Raw genomic sequence first — 19,978 nt, forward strand, 5'->3', positions numbered from 1 at the left:
CAATCAGGAGAGCGCTGCTATATGCTTATAAAACGCGTCTTTTTCCACAATCGCGCCGGGATAGCTGATGACTGTGGCGGCGACTTTTGCGCCGAAGCTGGCAGAGTCGGTAACATCTTTACCCGACAAGCGTGCTGACAGGTAGCCGCCATTGAACGCATCACCGGCTGCGGTGGTATCGACAACGGTTTCTACACGTTCAACCGGTACGATGCAATGACTGTCCTGTTCGTAGATGTGCACGCCGACAGCGCCGTTCTTCACGATGATCTCTTTAACGCCGAGATCTGCAACATGCTGGTGGATGGCATCCACGTCAGTGTGGCCATATAACGCCAGATGATCATCACCGCCCGGAAAGGCGATATCTGAATGAGAATAGGCTTTGTCTGTCCATAACTGAGCGTGCTCAGGGCCGGGCCACAGACGCGGGCGATAATTGGGGTCAAAGACCACTTTACCGCCTTTCGCACGAAAACCATCAATCAAATCGAACAGCTTCAGGCGCTGCACTTCATCCAGAATGGCAAGCGAAATGCCGCTGAAATAGAATACATCCGCGTTGCTTAAATCCCCGCGCATAAGGTTCAGCGTTTGAGTAGCCGCTGAGTTTGCCCGCCAGTAGGCGAAAGTACGTTCGCCGTGCTTATCCGTGCGCACCATGTACAGGCCGAGATTCCGGTCTTCGCTGCGGTATACCTGGTCGGTATTGATTTCCTCGTCGCCCATTTTAAACAGCAACTCGTCACTTAAGAAGTCCGCGCCGATAGCGGTTAAGTAGCTTACTGAAATATCACGGGCGCAGCGCTTCAGGTACACAGCAGTGTTATAGGTGTCGCCGGCGTAGCCTTTAGACAGTGTGTCGGCACCACGGTTAACCAGCTCAACCATGCACTCGCCGAAAATGACAATGCGGCTCATGGTCGTAACCCTTCAAATGCCTCCAGCGCCTGCTTGCAGGTGTCTGTGATGCCTTGCCAGTTTTCTGCTTTTACCATGTCAGACGGGATCATCCACGACCCGCCTACGGCAAACACATTTTTCAGGCTCAGATAGTCGTTCAGGTTACTGCCGGAAATACCGCCGGTGGGGCAGAACGAGATATTCTGAAAGATGCCGCCCAGTGCTTTTAACATTGGCGCGCCGCCGCTTAAGTGGGCCGGGAAGAATTTGAGTTCGGTAAGGCCGTATTCACTGGCCATCAGAATGTCCGCAGGATTACTGGTGCCGGGAATAAACGGCACCCCTGACGACATTAATCCGTCCAGTAAACGGGGGCTGACGGTGGGCGTCACCAGAAACTGGCTGCCGGCTTCTACCGCTTCCTTTGCGTGCTCAGGGCTGAGCACAGTACCCATGCCTACAACCATATCCGGAAATGCTTCACGGATAGCTGTCACAGAAGCCGCCGCAGCGTCTGTACGGCGCACCACTTCCAGGTTTTTAAGTCCGCTGGCTTCTACTGCTTTTGCAATATTCAGGGCTTGTTCTACCGAATCTGCCTGCAAAATTGGCAAAATCGGAGCGCCTTTCACAATGTGTTTAATGCCTTTCATTATAGCTCTCCCAGGCATGCAGCCATTGTTTCAGGTGTAATGTTGCTGAGTTTTTCAACCTGACCGTGCACAGTGTCACGGAATGCCTGGTTGTCAGACAATTCAGCAAACACGTCACGTTCATTCAGTACTGCATCCGTCAGTGCTTTCGTATCGCCGCTGTGTTTTTCAGCCAGCGACAATAAACGCTCAGCCATCGGGTCGGTAATGGTTTCACCCGCCGCCTGACGTTTAGCGATAAACAGAATCCACGCAGCAACAGGCACGCTCAGCAGGTTAAAGCTGGCTTTGGCTTTAATGCGGTCGCGTACGGTATTCAGAATGCGGAAAGGCAGCTTTTGTGAGCCGTCCCAGGCAATCTGCGCCAGTAAATGACGGATATGTTTGTTGTGATAGCGGTTCAGAATGTCATCGGCGTAGGCTGATAAATCCATTTTGTCACCGGCATCAATAGTCGGCAGTATTTCTTCTTTCAGCAGGCGGCAGATGAAGGCTTCCATATCGGGTTTGCTGATGGCTTCAAATACCGTGTCGATACCACATAACGTACCGGTGTAGGCCAGAGTGGAGTGGGTGCCGTTAAGCACACGCAGTTTGGCTTTTTCAAACAGATGCACATCGTCGGTGAAGGTCACGCCTACTTTGTCCCAGGCGGGACGGGGACCGCTGAATTTGTCTTCCACGACCCACTGGGTGAAGGCTTCGCGCTGAATCGGCCACTCGTCGGTGACACCCAGAGCAGCAGCCGTCTGGCTCACCAGCGCATCGTCGGTAGCCGGCGTAATGCTGTCTACCATGGTGTTAGGGAAACAAATGTTCTTGCTGATCCACGCAGCCAGTTCGCTGTCGAGTAACTGAGCGAATGCCACAACGGCCGCACCCAGTTTGCTGCCGTTATCAGACAGGTTGTCGCAACTGACGATGGTGATCTCGCTGGCGTCGTTTTCTTTGCGTACTTTAAGTGCAGCAACCAGTAATCCGATAGCCGATACCGGCTCTTCCGGAAAATCTTTATCGTGCAGGATATCCGGATGGGCAGCATCGAGTTTGCCCTGGTTGTCCAGGCAATAGCCTTTCTCAGTGATGGTCAGCGTAACGATATGTGTTGCGGGTGCAGTCAGCGACGCCATGATGGCATCGCGGTCTTCACCTAACACGTACACGTTATTCATTGCGCCGATGATCTGAGTATACGGCTCGTTGTCCAGTACAACCAGTGAAAACAGATTATCCTGGCCGGACAGTTTTTCTTTCAGGCTTTTACTGCGCATAGACACGCCGTCAATACGCCAGTTGCCGCCGTGGGCCATGGCCAGATCGGTATACACCGCCTGGTGGGCGCGGTGAAATGCGCCCGGGCCAATATGCACAATGCCGGTGGTGGTGGCATTCACATCGTATTGAGGCTGTTTTACTTCTGACGGCAAGTCCGCCAGCGTAGAGAAATTCAGACGTGCCATGCGGTTACCCCAGTTTATAAGCGTTTTTCGCCAGATTATAAGACAGCTGCTGTGCCAGTTCGGCGGCTTCCCAGTCGGCAACGCGGTGCTCAACGACCAGTTGCGCCAGGAAACGGCAGTCGATACGACGGGCCACATCGTGACGGGCCGGAATAGACAGGAACGCGCGGGTGTCGTCGTTAAAACCAACGGTGTTGTAGAAACCGGCAGTTTCGGTAACGTTGTGACGGAAACGCAGCATGCCTTCCGGGCTGTCGTGGAACCACCACGCCGGACCCAGCTTCAGGCACGGATAGTGACCGGCCAGCGGTGCGAGTTCACGGGCATACACGGTTTCATCCAGGGTAAACAGGATGATATTCAGATTCGCTTCGTTACCGTACTTGTTCAGCAATGGCTTCAGTGCGTTAACGTAGTCAGTCTGCATAGGAATATCGTGGCCTTTATCGCGGCCGAATTTCTTAAACAGGCTTTCGTTATGGTTACGGAATGATCCCGGGTGGATTTGCATCACCATACCATCTTCCACACTCATACCGGCCAGTTCGGTAAGCATCTGTGCACGGAACAGTTCCTGCTCTGCGGCTGAGGAATCCCCTGACAGCACTTTCGCAAACAGGCTTTCGCATTCAGCGGCAGATAAATCTGCGGTGGCGGCAGTCGGGTGGCCGTGGTCTGTAGCGGTAGCGCCGTGTTCACGGAATACCTGACGGCGCTGACGCAATGCGGCCAGATAACCCTGCCAGCTGGTGGTGTCTTCGCCGGTGATATCACCCAGTTTAGCGATGTTATCTACGAAATCTTCGCGGGATGCATCTACCACGTCGTCAGGACGGAAGGTGGTGATAACGCGCTTGTCCCAGCCGGTGCCTTTAATCGCGCCGTGATGAGTCAGCGGATCCAGTGCGCCTTCAGTGGTGGCAATTAACTCAATGTTAAAGCGGTCCATCAGTGCACGGGGTTTGTATTCAGGCTTCGCCAGCTCTTTGGTGATGAACTCGTAGTAGTCCATAGCGTTGTCTGAGCACAGCATGTCGGTAAGACCGAACACGTTTTTAAATACGGTGTCGAGCCACATGCGCGACGGTGTACCCGGAAACAGGTAGTAGTGGTCAGCGAACAGCTGCCAGATTTTACGCGGATCTGCTTCAGACTCACCGCCATCCCAGCGGCGGATGCCTAACTGCTCAAGGGTGATACCCTGAGAATACAACATACGAAACACGTAGTGATCAGGCAGAATAAACAGTTCGGTAGCATTACCGAAGTTTTCGTCGTAGGCAAACCAGCGCGGATCAGTATGTCCATGAGGGCTGATAATAGGCAAGTCCCTGACAGACTGATACAACTCACGGGCGATGCCGCGGGTCTTTTCATCAACCGGAAAAAGCCTGTCTTCATGAAGTAAAATCGGTTTCATAACATTCTCTTTTTTAAAGGGTTACGCCTCGTTTCCAAATAGCAATTTCATGACTGCCATTCTTCTCATTACAGGTAAGTTGTCCTGACGCTGTAGTGAGACAAAGTTGGTACAACTGTGCTGCGCAGTCGTCAATACTGACGCCTTGCAGCACTTGTCCCGCATTGAAGTCAATCCAGTGTGGTTTTTGTTCTGCTATTCTGGAATTTGACGATATTTTTATTGTGGGTACAGGGAACCCGAGCGGTGTACCGCGCCCGGTGGTGAATAAAACGATATGAGCGCCACTGGCGGCCAGGGCCGTTGAACTGACAGCGTCGTTACCCGGCGCCTGCAGCAGTGACAAACCTTTCTGGTGAACAGGTTCACCGTATTTCAGTACGCCGCCGACAGCCGCCTGGCCGCCTTTCTGCACCGCACCGAGGGATTTTTCTTCCAGTGTCGTTAAACCGCCGGCTTTGTTACCCGGGGACGGGTTTTCGTAAACTGGCTGGTTATGGTCGAGGAAGTATTGTTTGAATTCGTTGACCAGTGAAACAATGTCGTTGAACACAGGCTCAGACACGGCGCGGTCCATCAGCAACTGTTCTGCACCGAACATTTCCGGGGTTTCTGTTTGCAGTACGGTGCCGCCGATGCCGGTTAAAATGTCGGTCATGCGGCCAACCAGCGGGTTAGCGGTAATACCGCTGAACGCATCACTGCCGCCGCATTTAACGCCCAGAACCAGTTCCGAGGCGGGGATCAGTTCCCGTTTATCGGCACCCACCGGTTTCAGCATTTCGTAAACCAGACGGATCCCTTCTTCAATTTCGTCGCCTACCTGCTGTGAATTGTAATAACGCAGGCGGTCTTCAGGTTTATCTACCAGCTCCAGCATGGCTGAAAGCTGGTTGTTCTCGCAGCCAAGACCAACGATTAAAACAGCACCGGCATTAGGATGGGAAGCCAGTGCTGCCAGAATTGCGCGGGTATCTGTTAAATCGTCGCCCAGCTGCGAGCAACCAAAGGGATGAGTAAAAGCGCGGAATCCGTCACACTCGTTGGCAAAACGGCGCTCACACTCTGAAGCAATGCGCTCTGCAGTGCGGTTTACGCAGCCAACTGTATTGATAATCCATATTTCGTTGCGGATCCCAACCTTACCATTTTCCCTGCGATAGCCCATAAACGTGCCATCTGTGGCATTGCTCCCGGTGGCACTTTTCTTCAGGTCTTTCCACGTGTATGCTTCCTGACCGCTGAGATTGGTTTTCAGGTTGTGGCTGTGAATATGGGCACCGGCGGCAACATCTTCTGTTAAATGACCAATGGGAAAGCCATATTTAACAATGTTTTCACCGGCCTTCATGGCCTTCAGGGCAACCTTATGTCCCGCGGGGATAGCATCAGCCAGGGTAAGCTCAAGATCATTGTTTTGGATACCCGCCTCTAAGTCCATTGTTGCTACGGCAACATTGTCCTGCGGATGAACCTGAATCAATTGGGTTTGGTCTTGCATACTTACACTCCTGCTGGCGAAAGGCACCGTTAATTCTGTTAAGACAATGGGAACAGTTTCTTAACATGAATGCCACCGGTGGCATTGTAGGTCAGAATAAACAGCGGATCAATCTTCATCAGCGAAATTCTTTTACTTTTCTGCTTTGCGGGTGGACTCACGAATGATCAGGTGAGGTTTCACCAGATAACTTTCCATGTCGTCCGTCGGTTTGTTCTCGATCATCGCAATAATTTTCTTCGCAGCCAGTGATGCCATGGCTGTTACCGGGCGCTTCACTGTGGTCAGCGACGGGATCACTCTGGCAGCCAGCAAGTTATCATCGAATCCGGCAATAGACAGTTCTTCCGGCACGCGTATACCCATTTCGTGAGCGACTTTCAGTACGCCGGCGGCCATTTCGTCGTTGTTGGCAAAAATGACTGCAGGGCGGGATGACTGAATAAGCAAACTGCGGGCACATTCGATACCGCTTTCGTAACTGTTTTTACCTTCGATAACGCGGTTGTCAGGTAAATCGATGCCCAGCTCGCGCAGGGTATCGCGGAAACCTTCAAGTCGCTCAATGGAAGAGTAGTAAGCCTGCGGACCACTGATGATGGCAATGTCGCGGTGTCCCAGAGACACCAGATAACGGGCGAGATCGCTGATGGCAGCACGGTCGTCAGACACCACAATGTTCGCGTGGTCGTCTAAATCCACTGACGCCATACGTACATAATTGATAGCCTGATCGCGCAGGGCGGCAGCCAGTTCTTTGGCTTCAGACACCGGCGGCAGGATCACCACACCGTCGATATTCGAGCGTTTGACGAACTTAATACAGTTGTCGATGAAATCCGGTGAGTTGTAGTGGCAGGGATGAACAACCAGTTCATAGCCTTTTTCTGAACAGACGTTCAGAACGCCCCGTTGCACCTGGTCGATATACAGGGCATCCGGGTTATCGTAAATCATACCGAGCAGAAATGAGCGGGAAGCTGCCAGGCCACGGGCCTGCTTATCCGGAGAAAAGCCTAACTCATCAATGACTTTCTGGATTTTTTCCCGGGTGGCCGCACCCACATTGGTGGCGCCGTTGATCACGCGGGAAACCGTACGTTTAGACACCCCTGAAAGGCGGGCTACATCATTGATAGTCGGACGTTTATCCATGTTTTTCACTTATTATTATTAGCGTTAACGCTGCTCGTTTTATTTAATCATTGTTGCTCTTTGCACCTCTGACACCTGCTGTTCCCCCTGTAGGGTATCCTGCGGAACGGTCAGGTCGGGTAAGTTTAGCCTTTTACACTGCGGATTCACAATCTTAATACGTACAAGCCCTACCAGTGGCAGGGCTTGTTAAAGCGCATATCAGAACCCCAGTGCTGCGGGCAGTGCTTCTGAGAACCACGCCACATAGGTGACTAACATCAGCACCACAAACATCGCGGCATAAAGTGGCAACAATGGCCGGATTATATTTTCCAGTTTGGTTTTTGCGATGGCACAGGTGATAAACAGTACTGCACCTACCGGCGGTGAACACAAACCAATAGATAAGTTAAGCACAATCATAATGCCGAACTGCAACGGGGACATACCCAGCTGCATGGCAACCGGCAGAAAGATTGGCGTAAAAATAAGAACGGCCGGTGTCATATCCAAAAATGCACCCACCACAATCAACAACAGGTTGATAAGCAGTAAGATGACAATAGGATTGTCACTGAGTTCCAGTAATGCGGCGCTGAGCGTTTGCGGAATATTCTCAAACGACAGTAACCATGACATCGCCGTAGACGCTGCAATCAGCAACATAACAATGGCGGTGGTCTCTGCAGACTTAAGCAGAATGCCGGGCAGTTCTCTGGTTTTTACCTCGCCGTAAACACCCACAGACAGGATGAGTGAATACACCACAGCAATGGCACCGGCTTCCGTTGCGGTAAATACGCCGCCGACGATACCGCCGATCACCAGCACGATCAGAAACAGACTGGGAATAGCGGCCAGTAGTTTTTCGGCAACCACTTTCATGGGTAAGCGGTCTGACAGCGGATAGCCTTTAATTTTTGCCCAGATGTAGCACACCACCATGAGTGCCAGACCCACCATGATGCCCGGAATGTAACCCGCCATGAACAATGCAGCGATAGATACGCCGCCGCTGGCAATAGCATAAACAATCAGGATGTTACTTGGCGGAATAAGCATGCCGGTTGTTGCAGCCGCCGCGGTAACCGCCGCAGAAAAATTAGGGTCATAGCCCTTTTTCTTCATTTCCGGCAGCATGAAACTGCCGATGGCTGAACATGCCGCTACCGCAGAACCTGAGATGGCACCAAACAGCATGCAGGACACCACGTTCACCAGTGCCAGACCACCCGGCAGCGCACCGATAAGGGCCATGGCACATTCAATCAGCCGTTTGGCAATACCACCGCGCCCCATGATCAGACCTGACATAACGAAAAAAGGTATTGCAAGAAGCGCAAAGCTGTCCAGTCCGCCGGCCATACGCTGAGCCATCGTAGTCACTGCCGGTTCAAGCTCGATATTTATCAGCATGGCCACCATGGTTGCGAGACCAATGCTGATAGAAACGGGCACATTAATCAGTAAAAAGAAAAAGAAGCCAACGATGAGGATTATTGCAGTCATTTCCATTACAGCGGCTCCTGTGACTCGTCTATCCAGAGGTTATAAATATTGATGAAGCTGTAGAACACCATGATGACGCCGGAAACAGGCAGAACGGTGTAAATCCAGCCCATTTTTACGCCAAGTGCTGCAGAAATCTGATTAAGATCCAGAGTCAGGCTGACCAGTGCGTTACCACCGACGATAAGTACCAGCACACAAAAGGTAACAACCAGCAGTTCAACGAAGGTCATAATGAGTCTGCGCATAGTTTCAGACTGACGGTTTACGATGAGATTAAAGCCCAGATGGACTTTCTGACGGTATGCGTAAGCAGAACCTAAAATGCCAATCCAGATAAGCAGGAAGCGGGATAGCTCTTCAGTTACCGAAGCGGGATCTTTCAGCAGGTAGCGGGAAATAACCTGCCACACCACCACCAGAAGGATAGCGGCCATGGCAGCAATCAGCGACGCTGCAAGACTCTTATCAATTAACTTTACTAACTGTCGCATGATTACATCGCCTTAATTTTATCTAGCAGATTACCCACTTCAGAGCCGGCATAGCTGTCGTGGAAAGGTTTTACTGCATCCACAAAGGGTTGCTTGTCGGGATAAATCACTTCCACGCCATCAGCAATTACTTTTTCCAGAGACTCTTCTGTAGACGCCTGCCACAATTTACGCTGATAAACCACAGAGTCGGCCATGGCCTGATTGAGCCAGCCCTGCTGCTGAGGTGTAAGATTGTTCCAGGTACGCAGCGACATCAGCATGACGTCAGGTACAGAGGTGTGCTCATCCAGCGAATAGTAACGGGCGATTTCGTAGTGGCGGGACAGGTAATAGCTGGGCGGATTGTTTTCCGCACCGTCGACAACACCCTGCTGTAAAGCTGTGTACAGTTCGCCCCAGGAGACCGGTGTGGCTGCTCCGCCCAGCGCACGTACGGTTTTCACCGCTGTAGGGCTGTTCAGTACACGGATCTTTAATCCTTTTAGATCTTCCGGCGTGCGAATAGGGCGGTCAGTAGTATAGAAGCTGCGGCTGCCGGCGTCGTAGTAACCCAAACCTTTCAGCTTGAACGCTTCCACTCCAGAGAGCAAATCTTTACCCACGTTGCTGTTAAGTACGTTCCAGTAGTGCTCATTGTCACGGAACACATAGGGAATACTGAAAATCTGCATTTCCGGCGCGAAGCCTTCCAGCGGACTGGCAGACACTTTGGTCATATCCAGCGAGCCGATTTGCAACAGTTCAATCATTTCCCGTTCGGTGCCTAACTGGCTGCCGGGATAAATGGCTACCTGCATGGTGCCGCCGGAATATTCATCCAGACGTTCACCCAAAAATACCATGGCTTTATGCACAGAATGCTGGGGATCCAGAGAATGCCCCAATCTGAGTACCACCACGTCACTGTCCTGCTTACTGCCACAGCCGGCAATCAGGCTTGTGATGAATACAAGCAGCAGTACCGGCACAACTTTAAGGCGCAACATACTTACCTCAATACTTATCTGAGCTGGTCTGGCGGGAACTTGTCCATATCGTCATAGTCGAGGTTTTCCCCGGCCATGCCCCAGATGAACGCATAGTTCGCAGTGCCCACACCGCAATGAATTGACCAGGGCGGTGACAGCACGGCCTGCTCATTGGAAACAAAGATATGACGGGTTTCCTGTGGCTCACCCATAAAGTGACATACCGCCTGTCCGTCGGCTAAGTCGAAGTAGAAGTACACTTCGTTACGACGGTCGTGCTGGTGGGCCGGCATGGTATTCCACACACTGCCCGGTGCCAGACGGGTTAACCCCATTTGTAACTGACAGGTATCAACCACGGTGTTGATAAGCAACTGATTGATATCACGTTCGTTACTGGTTTCCTGACTGCCAAGATGCAGCACATTGGCATCGCCTTTACCCACTTTTTTGCATGGGTAAACATGGTGCGCCGGTGCAGAATTCAGGTAGAACTTCGCCGGATTAGCCGCATCGTCTGAAGCAAACACAACGGATTCGTTATCTTTACCGATATACAGGGCTTCTTCTTTTTCCAGTGTGTAGGTGGTGTCGCCTACAGTGACTGTGCCGGTACCGCCGATGTTAATAACACCCACTTCACGACGGGCGGTGAAGTAACTCATTTTCAGCTGGTCATCCAGTGTTTCCAGTTTCAGCGGCGCAGAAGTTGGTACTGCGCTGCCCACCATGAAACGCTCATAGTGGCTGTAGACCCAGTAAATTTTGCCGTGCTGCATGAGTTTGTCAGCCAGAAAGGCTTCACGCAGTTCATTGGTGTCGTAAGACTTAACTTCCCGTTGTCCTACGGCGTAACGGATTTCGTGTTCAGTAGTCATGGTGCCTGTCTCTTGTAGGGTTTGTGAGGATCAGCGGGCAAGGAAGCCGCCGTCGACGGCTAACACATGGCCGTTCACGTAATTGCTTGCATCACTGGCCAGAAACACCAGTGCGCCTTTTAAGTCTTCCGTTTCGCCCCAGCGTCCGGCCGGGATCCTTGAAATAATTTCCTTGCTGCGGCCTGCATCGTCCTGCAGAGCCTGCGTGTTGTCAGTGCGGATATAGCCGGGCGCAATAGCGTTCACCTGAACGTTGTGCTTGCCCCATTCATTAGCCAGTGCTTTGGTTAATCCGGCAATGGCGTGCTTGCTGGCAGTGTAGGCAGGTACTGTGATGCCGCCGCTGTAACTGAGCATAGATGCGGTATTAATGATTTTGCCGTAACCCTGCTCAATCATGTTGCGGCCGATTCGCTGGCTGAGCAGAAACGCTGAGTCTGTATTTACGCGCAACACGTTCTGCCATTCTTCCAGCGGGAAATCTACGGCCGGGCTGCGGAAAATCGTGCCGCCGTTATTCACAAGAATATCGATACCACCCCAAACAGCCTGTGCGTCATCAGCCAGCTTCTGAACCGCTGCCATGTCAGACAGATCGGCATGCAGGGCGGTAACTTCCACGTTGCTGACGGCGCGGATTTTGGCGAGGGTTTCTTCACATCCGCCTTCACGGGAACTGGCGCAAATAACACTGGCGCCGGATTCGGCCAGAGCGACGGCCATGGCTTGTCCGATACCGCGGCTGGCACCGGTGACCAGCGCACGTTTTCCCGTCAAACTGAAGTTAGGCATGACATTTCCTTTTAGCGTAAAAACGATGAATTTTGCGGGTGTTGTAAATGAACCGGAAACGCATTTTCCGGATAAGCGATGAAACACCACACACAGTTTACAATGTTAACAATATTTAAAATAATTGCCACCGGTGGCAATTGTCAATATATTAGTGCAAAGTATTTCCCCGAATAACGACCTCTAAACGACGAAATCACGGAGCGCAATATGAAGAAATCAACCCTGCCACTGAGTATCATTCTGGCGTTATCCGCTGCCGCATGCAGCCCTGATAAAACCCCGTCTTCTAATCAGGAAAGTCAGGAAAAACAATCATCTGCAGAATCTGTTGTCAGTAAGGTCAGCGTGAGTAATCCGGCCGGCGGCGCAGCGCTTCCGCAACTTCTGCGTTTTCCGGCAAGCGCATTTGATGACGACAATGCAGTGACAAAAAAAGTGACAAACTTTCCTTCTGAGTGGACAAAAGATCAGCAGGGAAATGATGTTCTTAACGTTTTAGTCACATTGGATGCCGGTGAAAAAGCCACAATTGCTCTGTCAGATTCAGCCCCGGATGCACCGGATGTTGCTTACACTGAATTGTCAGTTCGTCAGGGCGGTGAATGGGATGGTAAAGAATATAAAGCAGACGGTTTCAGCTTTGAGAATGTAGATTCTTTTACTGCGCCTCCGCAACTGACTGATCATTCATACTATTTACGTTATGAAGGACCTGGCTGGGAAAATGACCTTGTGGGATACCGCTTATATCTGGACTGGCGTAACGGCACGGATATCTTTGTAAAAACCGGTAATGAGCCCGTGCTGCATCAGGTGGGGCAGGATGGTTACGACAGCTATCATGATTTGTCTGACTGGGGCGGCGATGTGCTGAAAGTGGGTAAGGCGCTGGGTCTTGGTTCTTTTGGCCGTATGGAAGGCGACACGGTAATGCATATGCAGAACGTGGACGAGATGTCCTGGGTACTGGGCCATGACGACAAGCTGTCTGCCGGGTTCACCGTGAATTATGATGGCTGGGATGTGAATGGTAAGAAACTCGATGCCAGTGCAGATTACGAAATTCACGCCGGTGACCCGTCAACTACGGTAACCGTGTCGTTAAGCGAAACAGCAGATGACCTGGTAACGGGCATTGTTAAGCATGACAACACTCAGTACATCGAACTTGAAATGAATGGCTGGGGCGTCATTGCCACTTACGGTAAGCAAAGCTTGCTGGGCGAAGATGACGAGCTGGGCATGGCACTGTTCTACAAAGTAGACGATATCTCCCGCAAATTTGAAGCGGAATATGACTATTTGATTCAGTTCAAGCCGGCAACAACCATGGAATATCAGTTCATGGCAGTATGGCCTTCTCACCCTGACAGCCCTGATGACGAAAGTGGCTTCACAGAACTGCTGAAAACCAAACTTAAAGCACTGGCAAGCCCTGTAACAGCGGGGTAGGTTGATTCGGGAAGCAAGCCGGACGCATGAGCTGGGAAACCTTGATGCGTTTCAAACACGCTGTGAACCCATCCATGGGAGCTCCACAGCCGCATCCCTGCGGCTGAGGGTTTGAAACGCATCAAGATTTCCCTTCCGCTCATGCTTAACCGGCTTTCCTCCCGTCTGGCTCCTCCCCGTAAATCTGAAAAGCCTTGCCTATCTTTGACGCTTTATAAACATTATGTATGAAACCCATCGGGAATACCCAGCCCGTGCGTCCTGTACTCTCCCAATACATTTAACTGCACTTAACGGCCGAATGCATTCAGCCAGTCTGTCCATACCGGGTCGAGTCCGCGGGCGGTGAGGCTGTTTGCCACTGCACTGGCTGAGCGGGTGTCTTCGGTTGAGAATTGCTCCAGTGCTGTTGTGGGAGCGCTGTATCCGCCAGGTTGTGTTTGCGATGCGGCAGACAATTGATTAATAGCCAATGGTACGACATTGTCGCGAAATGCCGGGGATTCCCTGGTGGAAAGGCTTAATTCCACTTCCGGAAAACACAGTCGGTAAGCGCAAATAAGTTGTATGAGCTGCTTATCTGATACCTGACTTTTCTGCGTTGCCCGGTCACCGGCGCAGGGCTTGATGCGGGGGAACGCAACGGAGTAGCGACTTTTCCAGTAGCGTTGTTGTAACAGGCTGAGATGTAATGCGGTAAATGCGCTGTCCGTCCGCCATTCGGATAACCCGAGTAATGCGCCGAGACCGATTTTGTTCATACCAGCTTCGCCAAGCCTGTCCGGTGTTGCTAACCGCCAGTCGAAATCCTGCTTTTTGCCCCGCAGGTGATACTCCGCATAATGGGCGCGATGATAAGTTTCTTGATAAACCAGCACACTGTCAGTTCCGGCTGCTGCAAGGGCACGGTACTCATCTGTGGAAAGAGGTTGTACCTCCATGGCAACATGGCTGAAGTGAGCCTTTACTAACTCTATTGCCTCTAGAAAATAATCCATGCCTGCTTTTGTTTCGTGCTCGCCGGTAACCAGCAACACGGAATCAAAACCCATTTTCTTAATGGCATAAACTTCCTCTGATATTTCAGCCATGGTCAGTTTCGTGCGCTTAATTTTATTGCTCATGGTAAAGCCACAATAGGTGCATTCGTTGGCGCACAGGTTCGACAGATACAATGGCACGAACAAAGACACGGTATGGCCGAAACGCTGGCGTGTGAGGGCCTGTGCCTTAACTGCCATATCCGGCAGAAATCCCTCTGCGGCAGGGGATATCAGCGCAAGAAAATCCTGCCAGTGCCGGACGGAGCGTTGTAGTGCTGACATCACATCTGCCGCGCTTTTGCTGTAAAGCGCAAGCCTGACATCGTCCCAGTCTGTGCGGGACAGCTCTTCTGCCACTGTCATGATAAGCCAGCCAGAAACTGTGTGAACGGGCTGGTGGCGGAAGCCCGGGAGTTAACCGGTGCTGCACCGGCCAGCCAGGCCTCGCGGCCGGCTTCCACGGCTTTTGCAAACGCAGTGGCCATGGCAACAGGTTGGGTCGCGGCAGCAATGGCGGTATTTACCAGTACTGCATCAGCGCCCATTTCCATGGCTTCGCAAGCATGAGAGGGAGCGCCGATCCCTGCATCAACCACCACCGGCACGCCGGCTTGTTCTATTATAATCTGCAGGAACTCGCGGGTTTGCAGGCCCTTATTGGAGCCGATAGGCGCGCCTAGTGGCATCACGGCAGCGCATCCGGCTTCTTCTAAACGCTTGCAGAGGACAGGATCCGCATGACAATAGGGCAGCACGTCGAAGCCTTCTTTGCACAGCACTTCAGCGGCTTTGAGAGTTTCCACGGGGTCGGGAAGTAAGAAGCGCTGATCGGGATGAATTTCCAGTTTCAGCCAGCTGGTTCCCAACAGCTCTCTGGCCAGACGGGCAGCATAAACCGCTTCTTCCGCTGTCGCCGCCCCGGAGGTGTTAGGCAGTAATGTAACCGGCAGCGAACGCAAAACCCTGAGGGTAGGGTCGGGTACGTCGCATTTTGAAAGCCGTTTAAGTGCAAGCGTAACAAGCCGGGTCTGGCTGGCGACCAGGGCATCTTTCATGATATCAGGGTGACTGAATTTCCCAGTACCGGTGAATAATCTGGATGTAAAAGTGGTGCCGGCAATTGTCAGCATCATTAACCTCCCGCTACAAGAGTAAAGAGTTCTACGGCATCGTCAGGTTGGAGCTTATAATGTTGCCACTGGCTGGCCGGTATGATTGTCTGGTTTACCGCTACAGCCACTGACGGGGTTTGCTGCAGATAATCACTGATCGCATCGGCGAGCAGGCTGCCTTCTGGCAGAGTAAGCTTGTCACCGTTACACAATATGTTCATGGTGTTCCCCCGATATTGTTTGAGCATGCCGGACACGCCGTATTTTTATTCACCCTGAAATGGCGCAGGGTGAGGGCGCGTCCGTCATAGACGTGAAGTTGTCCGAAATCCACAGGTTGAATGCCGCACAGGTAACTGAGTGCAAGACTGGCCTGAAACTGACCGGCAATAGCTACCACAGGACTGAATATTCCCTGTTCCATGCACATTTGTGAGTGCTCACCAATCTGTTCCATGCATTCATAACAGGCCGAGCCGGATGCAGGATTGAGCGCCAGCGCCGTGGCAGCAAAGCCTGCGGCACTGGCGGAAATGAGCGGCAGCTTATGTTCAAGGGCCAGTCCATTGACAAATTTTCTGCTGGACACGCTGTCTGTGCAATCCAGCAGCAACGAACAGTACGGCAGGTGGGTGGCAAGTCTGACGGGATCGGCCGGGTCATCAATGCATCTAATCTGACACCCGCCATGCATGGCTGCCAGTCGCGACCGTGCAGCACAGACTTTCTTTTGTCCCGCATCGGCTTCGGTAAACAGCCACTGGCGGGGTAAATTACTGAGTTCTACGATGTCATGGTCGACCAGCACAATTTCGCCAACACCGGCAGATACCAGCGCCATGGCTACCTGACAGCCCAGTCCGCCGCAGCCAAACAGCATGACTTTTGATTGCATGAGTTGGAGTTGGGCTTCCTCATCAAAATTATCCAGCAGTAAATGACGGCTGTAGCGTGAATACAGTTCAGTGGTCAGCACGGCGGCACCTCCCGCGCAATGCGTTGACGGCGTCTTCCGGGTTATTGCTTTCTGTAATGGCCGTCACCACGGCAATGGCATCTGTGCCTGTGGCAGCCACGGTGTCGATATTGCTTAACTTAATACCGCCGATGGCCACAGTGGGAATGCCGTGATATTTGCAAAGTGACACGTAGTCAGCCAGCCGCGCCGTACCCTGTGGTGCAGAGGGCATATCTTTCGTTCTGGTAGGAAAAATATGACCCAGCGCTATGTAAGAAGGCCTGATTTGAATGGCGCGGCACAGCTTTGCATATCCGTGAGTGGAAATGCCCAGCCGCAACCCGGCAAGGGCAATGGCACTCAAATCGGCAGATGCGAGATCTTCCTGCCCGAGATGCACACCATACGCCCCGTGTTCGATAGCCAGTTGCCAGTGGTCATTGATGAAAAGCTGGGTGTTGTATCCGGCAGCCATGGTTACTGCCTCGCGGATGATTTCACTCAGTTCTGCACCTTTGGATTTAATCCGCAACTGGATGATCTTAAGATTTAAAGGGAGAAGGCGCTGCAGCCATTTAATGCTGTCCACCACGGGATAAAGCCCGGGCGCAGAGTCCAGTAATTCCGGTAAAAAATAATCATTCTCTACTGGTAACAAGCCTTCGAAAACCGCAGGGAAGTGAGGAAGCAGTGAGGCGGGAAGCAACGGTGTCTGTTGTTCAGCGTGCCCCTCACGTTCAGACGGCGGGCGACGAAGGACAGCCGTTTCAGGTAAAACCAACTCTGCCTGTTGCCAGGCTGCGGCAACCACAGCTTCGGCCAGCGAAACTGCATCTTCTGTGATGTACTGCTCAGCCATTGCTCCGGCGATGGCCGATGCCAGCAGACAACCGGAACCCCGTAAGTTAAAAGGCTGCCGGGCTTTGTGCACAAAGCGCCGGACGTTTTCTTTGCTGTACAGCACATCACAGATTTCCGACGTGTTCCCGGAGTCGGGCCGGAGCGATGAGTCTGGTCTGTGACCGCCTTTTACCAGCACCTGATCGCAGCCGGAAGCGATAAGCTGATGGGCGGCAGCCAGTTCATCCCTGGCTTGCCGTAACGTAAAGCCTGTCAGCCAGGCCAGCTCATCATAGTTCGGCGTGATAAGCGTGATGTAGGGCAATAGCCCGGCGATAGCATCAAACGACAAGTCACCGAGTTTACTCTTTGATGATGTCTGTAATACAGGGTCCCAAATCACCGGAATTTGCGGATATTCAGACAGTTTCTTAATGAGCACATGGATCTGTTCATCATTCGCCAGCGCACCCACTTTTATTACCGCAGGGATCTGCGGCTGAAAAGCGACTTGCAGCTGTGCCGAAAATGACGCCGGCGATACCGGAGAAACGTGCAGCACACTGTCATGAGTTTGCGCGCTGACCAGCGAGACCACACTAATCTGGTGGACAGCAAAACATTGCAGCGCACGCTGGTCCTGCTGTAAACCGGCGGCGCCGGAGCTGTCGGTGCCGCCAATGGTTAAAACACGGGGTAACATTATTCGCCCTCAGCAACGGCAGCATCAACGTAGAGAGCGCGGCCGGAGGCTGAAAACTTCTTCGCCATATCGGCCATGCCCTGTTGCTTCGCTTCTTCCGCCTGTGCATGGTCACGGACTTCCTGAGAAATCTTCATGGAGCAGAATTTCGGACCGCACATGGAGCAGAAGTGCGCCACCTTGCTTGAAGCCTGTGGCAGGGTTTCGTCGTGATAGGCGCGGGCGGTAAACGGATCCAGTGCCAGATTAAACTGGTCTTCCCAGCGAAACTCAAAGCGGGCTTTCGACATGGCATTGTCGCGTATTTGTGCGCCCGGGTGACCTTTTGCCAGGTCTGCTGCGTGGGCGGCAATTTTGTAAGTAATCAGGCCCTGCTTCACATCTTCTTTATCCGGCAGGCCAAGATGCTCTTTGGGGGTGACGTAGCAAAGCATGGCACAGCCATACCAGCCAATCAGTGCTGCGCCGATCCCGGACGTGAAATGGTCATACCCCGGGGCGATATCCGTTGTCAGCGGACCGAGGGTGTAAAACGGTGCGCCATGACAATGAGATAACTGCTCATCCATGTTCTCTTTGATCAGGTGCATAGGCACGTGGCCCGGGCCTTCTATCATCACCTGAACGTCATATTCCCACGCGATAGCTGTGAGTTCGCCTAAGGTGCGCAGTTCGGCAAATTGTGCTTCATCGTTGGCGTCAGCAACGGAACCGGGGCGCAGACCGTCACCCAGTGACAGGCTTACGTCATATTGAGCGCAGATTTCACAGATTTCGCGGAAATGTTCATACAGAAAACTTTCCTGATGATGATACAAACACCATTTCGCCATAATAGCACCACCACGGGACACGATGCCCGTAACACGCTTAGCGGTTAACGGTACAAAGGGTAAGCGAACGCCGGCGTGGATAGTAAAATAGTCCACCCCTTGCTCAGCCTGTTCAATCAGGGTGTCACGAAAAACCGGCCAGTCGAGATCTTCAGCGACACCATTGACCTTTTCCAGCGCCTGATAAATGGGCACTGTGCCAATGGGCACCGGACTGTTACGCAGTAACCATTCACGGGTTTCGTGAATATTGCGGCCGGTAGATAAGTCCATGATGGTGTCTGCGCCCCAGCGTGTGGCCCAGACCAGCTTTTCCACTTCCTCTTCAATGGACGAGGTCACCGCGGAATTACCGAGGTTGGCATTCACTTTGACCAGGAAGTTTCGCCCGATAATCATCGGCTCAGCTTCAGGGTGGTTGATGTTGGCCGGAATAATCGCCCGGCCTTCTGCGACTTCGCGGCGTACGAACTCACCGGTGATTTCCGGTGGTATGTTTGCGCCGAAGGCTTCTCCTTCATGCTGCTGGTTCAACAGTTCATTTTTAATCGCAGCGCGACCCATATTTTCGCGGATGGCGATGTATTCCATCTCCGGCGTCACTATGCCCAGGCGGGCATAGTGCAATTGCGTTACTACCTTGCCGGCAGCGGCTTTACGGATGGTATTTTTCGCCTGAAAACGAATGGATTCTGAGGTGATGTCTGCATCCCGCGCCTGCGTATAGGATGATTCAGACGCGGCAATGGCTTGCGTATCGCTTCGTGCGTTAATCCACTCAGCGCGGCAATGCGGAATGCCTCTGGTCACATCGACTTCACAGGCCGGGTCGCCAAATACGCCGGAGGCGTCGTATACGGGAATATCCGGATTAATTTCTTCTTCCTGCTCGCTGATGCGGGTAGGAGACTGGGCAATCATCCGCATGGGCACACGGATTGACGGGTCTGACCCTTCTTCGTACTGGCGGAAAGAATTAGGAAAAGCTTCACCTTTCAGTGATTGTATAAATGTTTGTGCCTGCTGGCGTTTCTCGCGTCGTGTTGACATAGCATTTGTTCCTTTTCGGGTGATAAATGCTTGTCAGGAGTGAGTATACAAGGGGCAACACCGGCAAACAGACGGTCGTCTGTTGTGATGGTGGAACGGTGTTGCTGCTTGTTCCCTTCGCAGGTATTAGCCTGATCAGGTTCTACGGATCCCGCAATGCGGTCTCAGCTTGCTTTCATGTGAAAGACGAAGCACTCCGACAAGTTCTGTTTTTACTATAATCATGAATTGAAAAAGAAAACAAGCTTTGTCTTAACGCGCTGATA

18 protein-coding genes and 1 riboswitch are annotated in these 19,978 nt (G+C 52.2%); of the genes, 1 reads left to right on the plus strand and 17 read right to left on the minus strand.

What is annotated here, in order from left to right; genetic code table 11:
• Positions 1–3 precede the first annotated feature (3 nt).
• The 11 genes from DS731_RS01820 to DS731_RS01870 all read right to left on the minus strand — a co-directional run bounded on the left by DS731_RS01820 (position 4) and on the right by DS731_RS01870 (position 11,718).
• The gene (locus tag DS731_RS01820) at positions 4–921 is read right to left on the minus strand and encodes a sugar kinase (protein WP_119499735.1); all 918 of its coding nucleotides are present in this window, start codon (positions 919–921) and stop codon (positions 4–6) included.
• The gene (gene eda, locus DS731_RS01825; protein ID WP_119499736.1) at positions 918–1,556 is read right to left on the minus strand and encodes a bifunctional 4-hydroxy-2-oxoglutarate aldolase/2-dehydro-3-deoxy-phosphogluconate aldolase; all 639 of its coding nucleotides are present in this window, start codon (positions 1,554–1,556) and stop codon (positions 918–920) included. The genes DS731_RS01820 and eda overlap by 4 nt, the downstream gene beginning before the upstream one ends.
• On the minus strand, positions 1,556–3,016 hold the full coding sequence (locus DS731_RS01830; RefSeq protein ID WP_119499737.1) for a mannitol dehydrogenase family protein: 1,461 nt from the start codon (positions 3,014–3,016) through the stop codon (positions 1,556–1,558). The genes eda and DS731_RS01830 overlap by 1 nt, the downstream gene beginning before the upstream one ends.
• 4 nt (positions 3,017–3,020) lie before the next feature.
• On the minus strand, positions 3,021–4,436 hold the full coding sequence (gene uxaC / locus DS731_RS01835) for a glucuronate isomerase (protein ID WP_119499738.1): 1,416 nt from the start codon (positions 4,434–4,436) through the stop codon (positions 3,021–3,023).
• 13 nt (positions 4,437–4,449) lie between these two features.
• On the minus strand, positions 4,450–5,937 hold the full coding sequence (locus DS731_RS01840; protein WP_119499739.1) for a UxaA family hydrolase: 1,488 nt from the start codon (positions 5,935–5,937) through the stop codon (positions 4,450–4,452).
• A gap of 132 nt (positions 5,938–6,069) precedes the next feature.
• Positions 6,070–7,092, minus strand: a complete 1,023-nt coding sequence (locus tag DS731_RS01845) for a LacI family DNA-binding transcriptional regulator (protein ID WP_119499740.1) — start codon at positions 7,090–7,092, stop codon at positions 6,070–6,072.
• Positions 7,093–7,293: 201 nt separating this feature from the next.
• Complete coding sequence (locus DS731_RS01850; protein WP_119499741.1) at positions 7,294–8,589, minus strand: TRAP transporter large permease; 1,296 nt, start codon at positions 8,587–8,589, stop codon at positions 7,294–7,296.
• Entirely contained in the window at positions 8,589–9,077 is a 489-nt protein-coding gene (locus DS731_RS01855) for a TRAP transporter small permease (protein ID WP_119499742.1), read from the minus strand. Before DS731_RS01855 ends, DS731_RS01850 begins: the two co-directional genes overlap by 1 nt.
• A 2-nt stretch (positions 9,078–9,079) precedes the next feature.
• Positions 9,080–10,066: a TRAP transporter substrate-binding protein gene (locus DS731_RS01860; RefSeq protein WP_119499743.1), complete on the minus strand. Its 987-nt coding sequence runs from the start codon at positions 10,064–10,066 to the stop codon at positions 9,080–9,082.
• Between the two features lie 14 nt (positions 10,067–10,080).
• On the minus strand, positions 10,081–10,926 hold the full coding sequence (kduI, locus tag DS731_RS01865) for a 5-dehydro-4-deoxy-D-glucuronate isomerase (protein ID WP_119499744.1): 846 nt from the start codon (positions 10,924–10,926) through the stop codon (positions 10,081–10,083).
• A 30-nt stretch (positions 10,927–10,956) separates the two neighbouring features.
• Positions 10,957–11,718, minus strand: a complete 762-nt coding sequence (locus DS731_RS01870) for a glucose 1-dehydrogenase (RefSeq protein WP_119499745.1) — start codon at positions 11,716–11,718, stop codon at positions 10,957–10,959.
• A 210-nt stretch (positions 11,719–11,928) separates the two neighbouring features.
• Here DS731_RS01870 and DS731_RS01875 point away from each other — a divergent pair, with 210 nt between their 5' ends.
• A complete protein-coding gene (locus DS731_RS01875) occupies positions 11,929–13,173 on the plus strand; it encodes a DUF4861 family protein (RefSeq protein WP_119499746.1) in 1,245 nt (414 codons plus the stop codon).
• Between the two features lie 290 nt (positions 13,174–13,463).
• On the opposite strand, the gene thiH is transcribed toward DS731_RS01875, so the two are convergent.
• From thiH to thiC, 6 genes are read right to left on the minus strand one after another with little or no spacing between them, the layout of a single operon-like run.
• Positions 13,464–14,579, minus strand: a complete 1,116-nt coding sequence (gene thiH / locus DS731_RS01880; RefSeq protein ID WP_119499747.1) for a 2-iminoacetate synthase ThiH — start codon at positions 14,577–14,579, stop codon at positions 13,464–13,466.
• Entirely contained in the window at positions 14,576–15,346 is a 771-nt protein-coding gene (locus DS731_RS01885) for a thiazole synthase (protein ID WP_119503256.1), read from the minus strand. Before DS731_RS01885 ends, thiH begins: the two co-directional genes overlap by 4 nt.
• A gap of 2 nt (positions 15,347–15,348) precedes the next feature.
• The gene (gene thiS / locus DS731_RS01890; protein ID WP_161599073.1) at positions 15,349–15,549 is read right to left on the minus strand and encodes a sulfur carrier protein ThiS; all 201 of its coding nucleotides are present in this window, start codon (positions 15,547–15,549) and stop codon (positions 15,349–15,351) included.
• Complete coding sequence (locus DS731_RS01895) at positions 15,546–16,304, minus strand: HesA/MoeB/ThiF family protein (RefSeq protein ID WP_161599074.1); 759 nt, start codon at positions 16,302–16,304, stop codon at positions 15,546–15,548. The genes thiS and DS731_RS01895 overlap by 4 nt, the downstream gene beginning before the upstream one ends.
• Positions 16,291–17,829, minus strand: a complete 1,539-nt coding sequence (gene thiE / locus DS731_RS22175) for a thiamine phosphate synthase (RefSeq protein ID WP_232373461.1) — start codon at positions 17,827–17,829, stop codon at positions 16,291–16,293. The genes DS731_RS01895 and thiE overlap by 14 nt, the downstream gene beginning before the upstream one ends.
• Positions 17,829–19,712: a phosphomethylpyrimidine synthase ThiC gene (gene thiC / locus DS731_RS01905; RefSeq protein ID WP_119499750.1), complete on the minus strand. Its 1,884-nt coding sequence runs from the start codon at positions 19,710–19,712 to the stop codon at positions 17,829–17,831. Before thiC ends, thiE begins: the two co-directional genes overlap by 1 nt.
• A 95-nt stretch (positions 19,713–19,807) precedes the next feature.
• Positions 19,808–19,921, minus strand: a riboswitch (TPP riboswitch).
• Between the last annotated feature and the right edge of the window lie 57 nt (positions 19,922–19,978).

It is taken from the genome of Alteromonas sp. RKMC-009 (genome assembly GCF_003584565.2).
Taxonomy (GTDB): Bacteria; Pseudomonadota; Gammaproteobacteria; order Enterobacterales; family Alteromonadaceae; genus Alteromonas.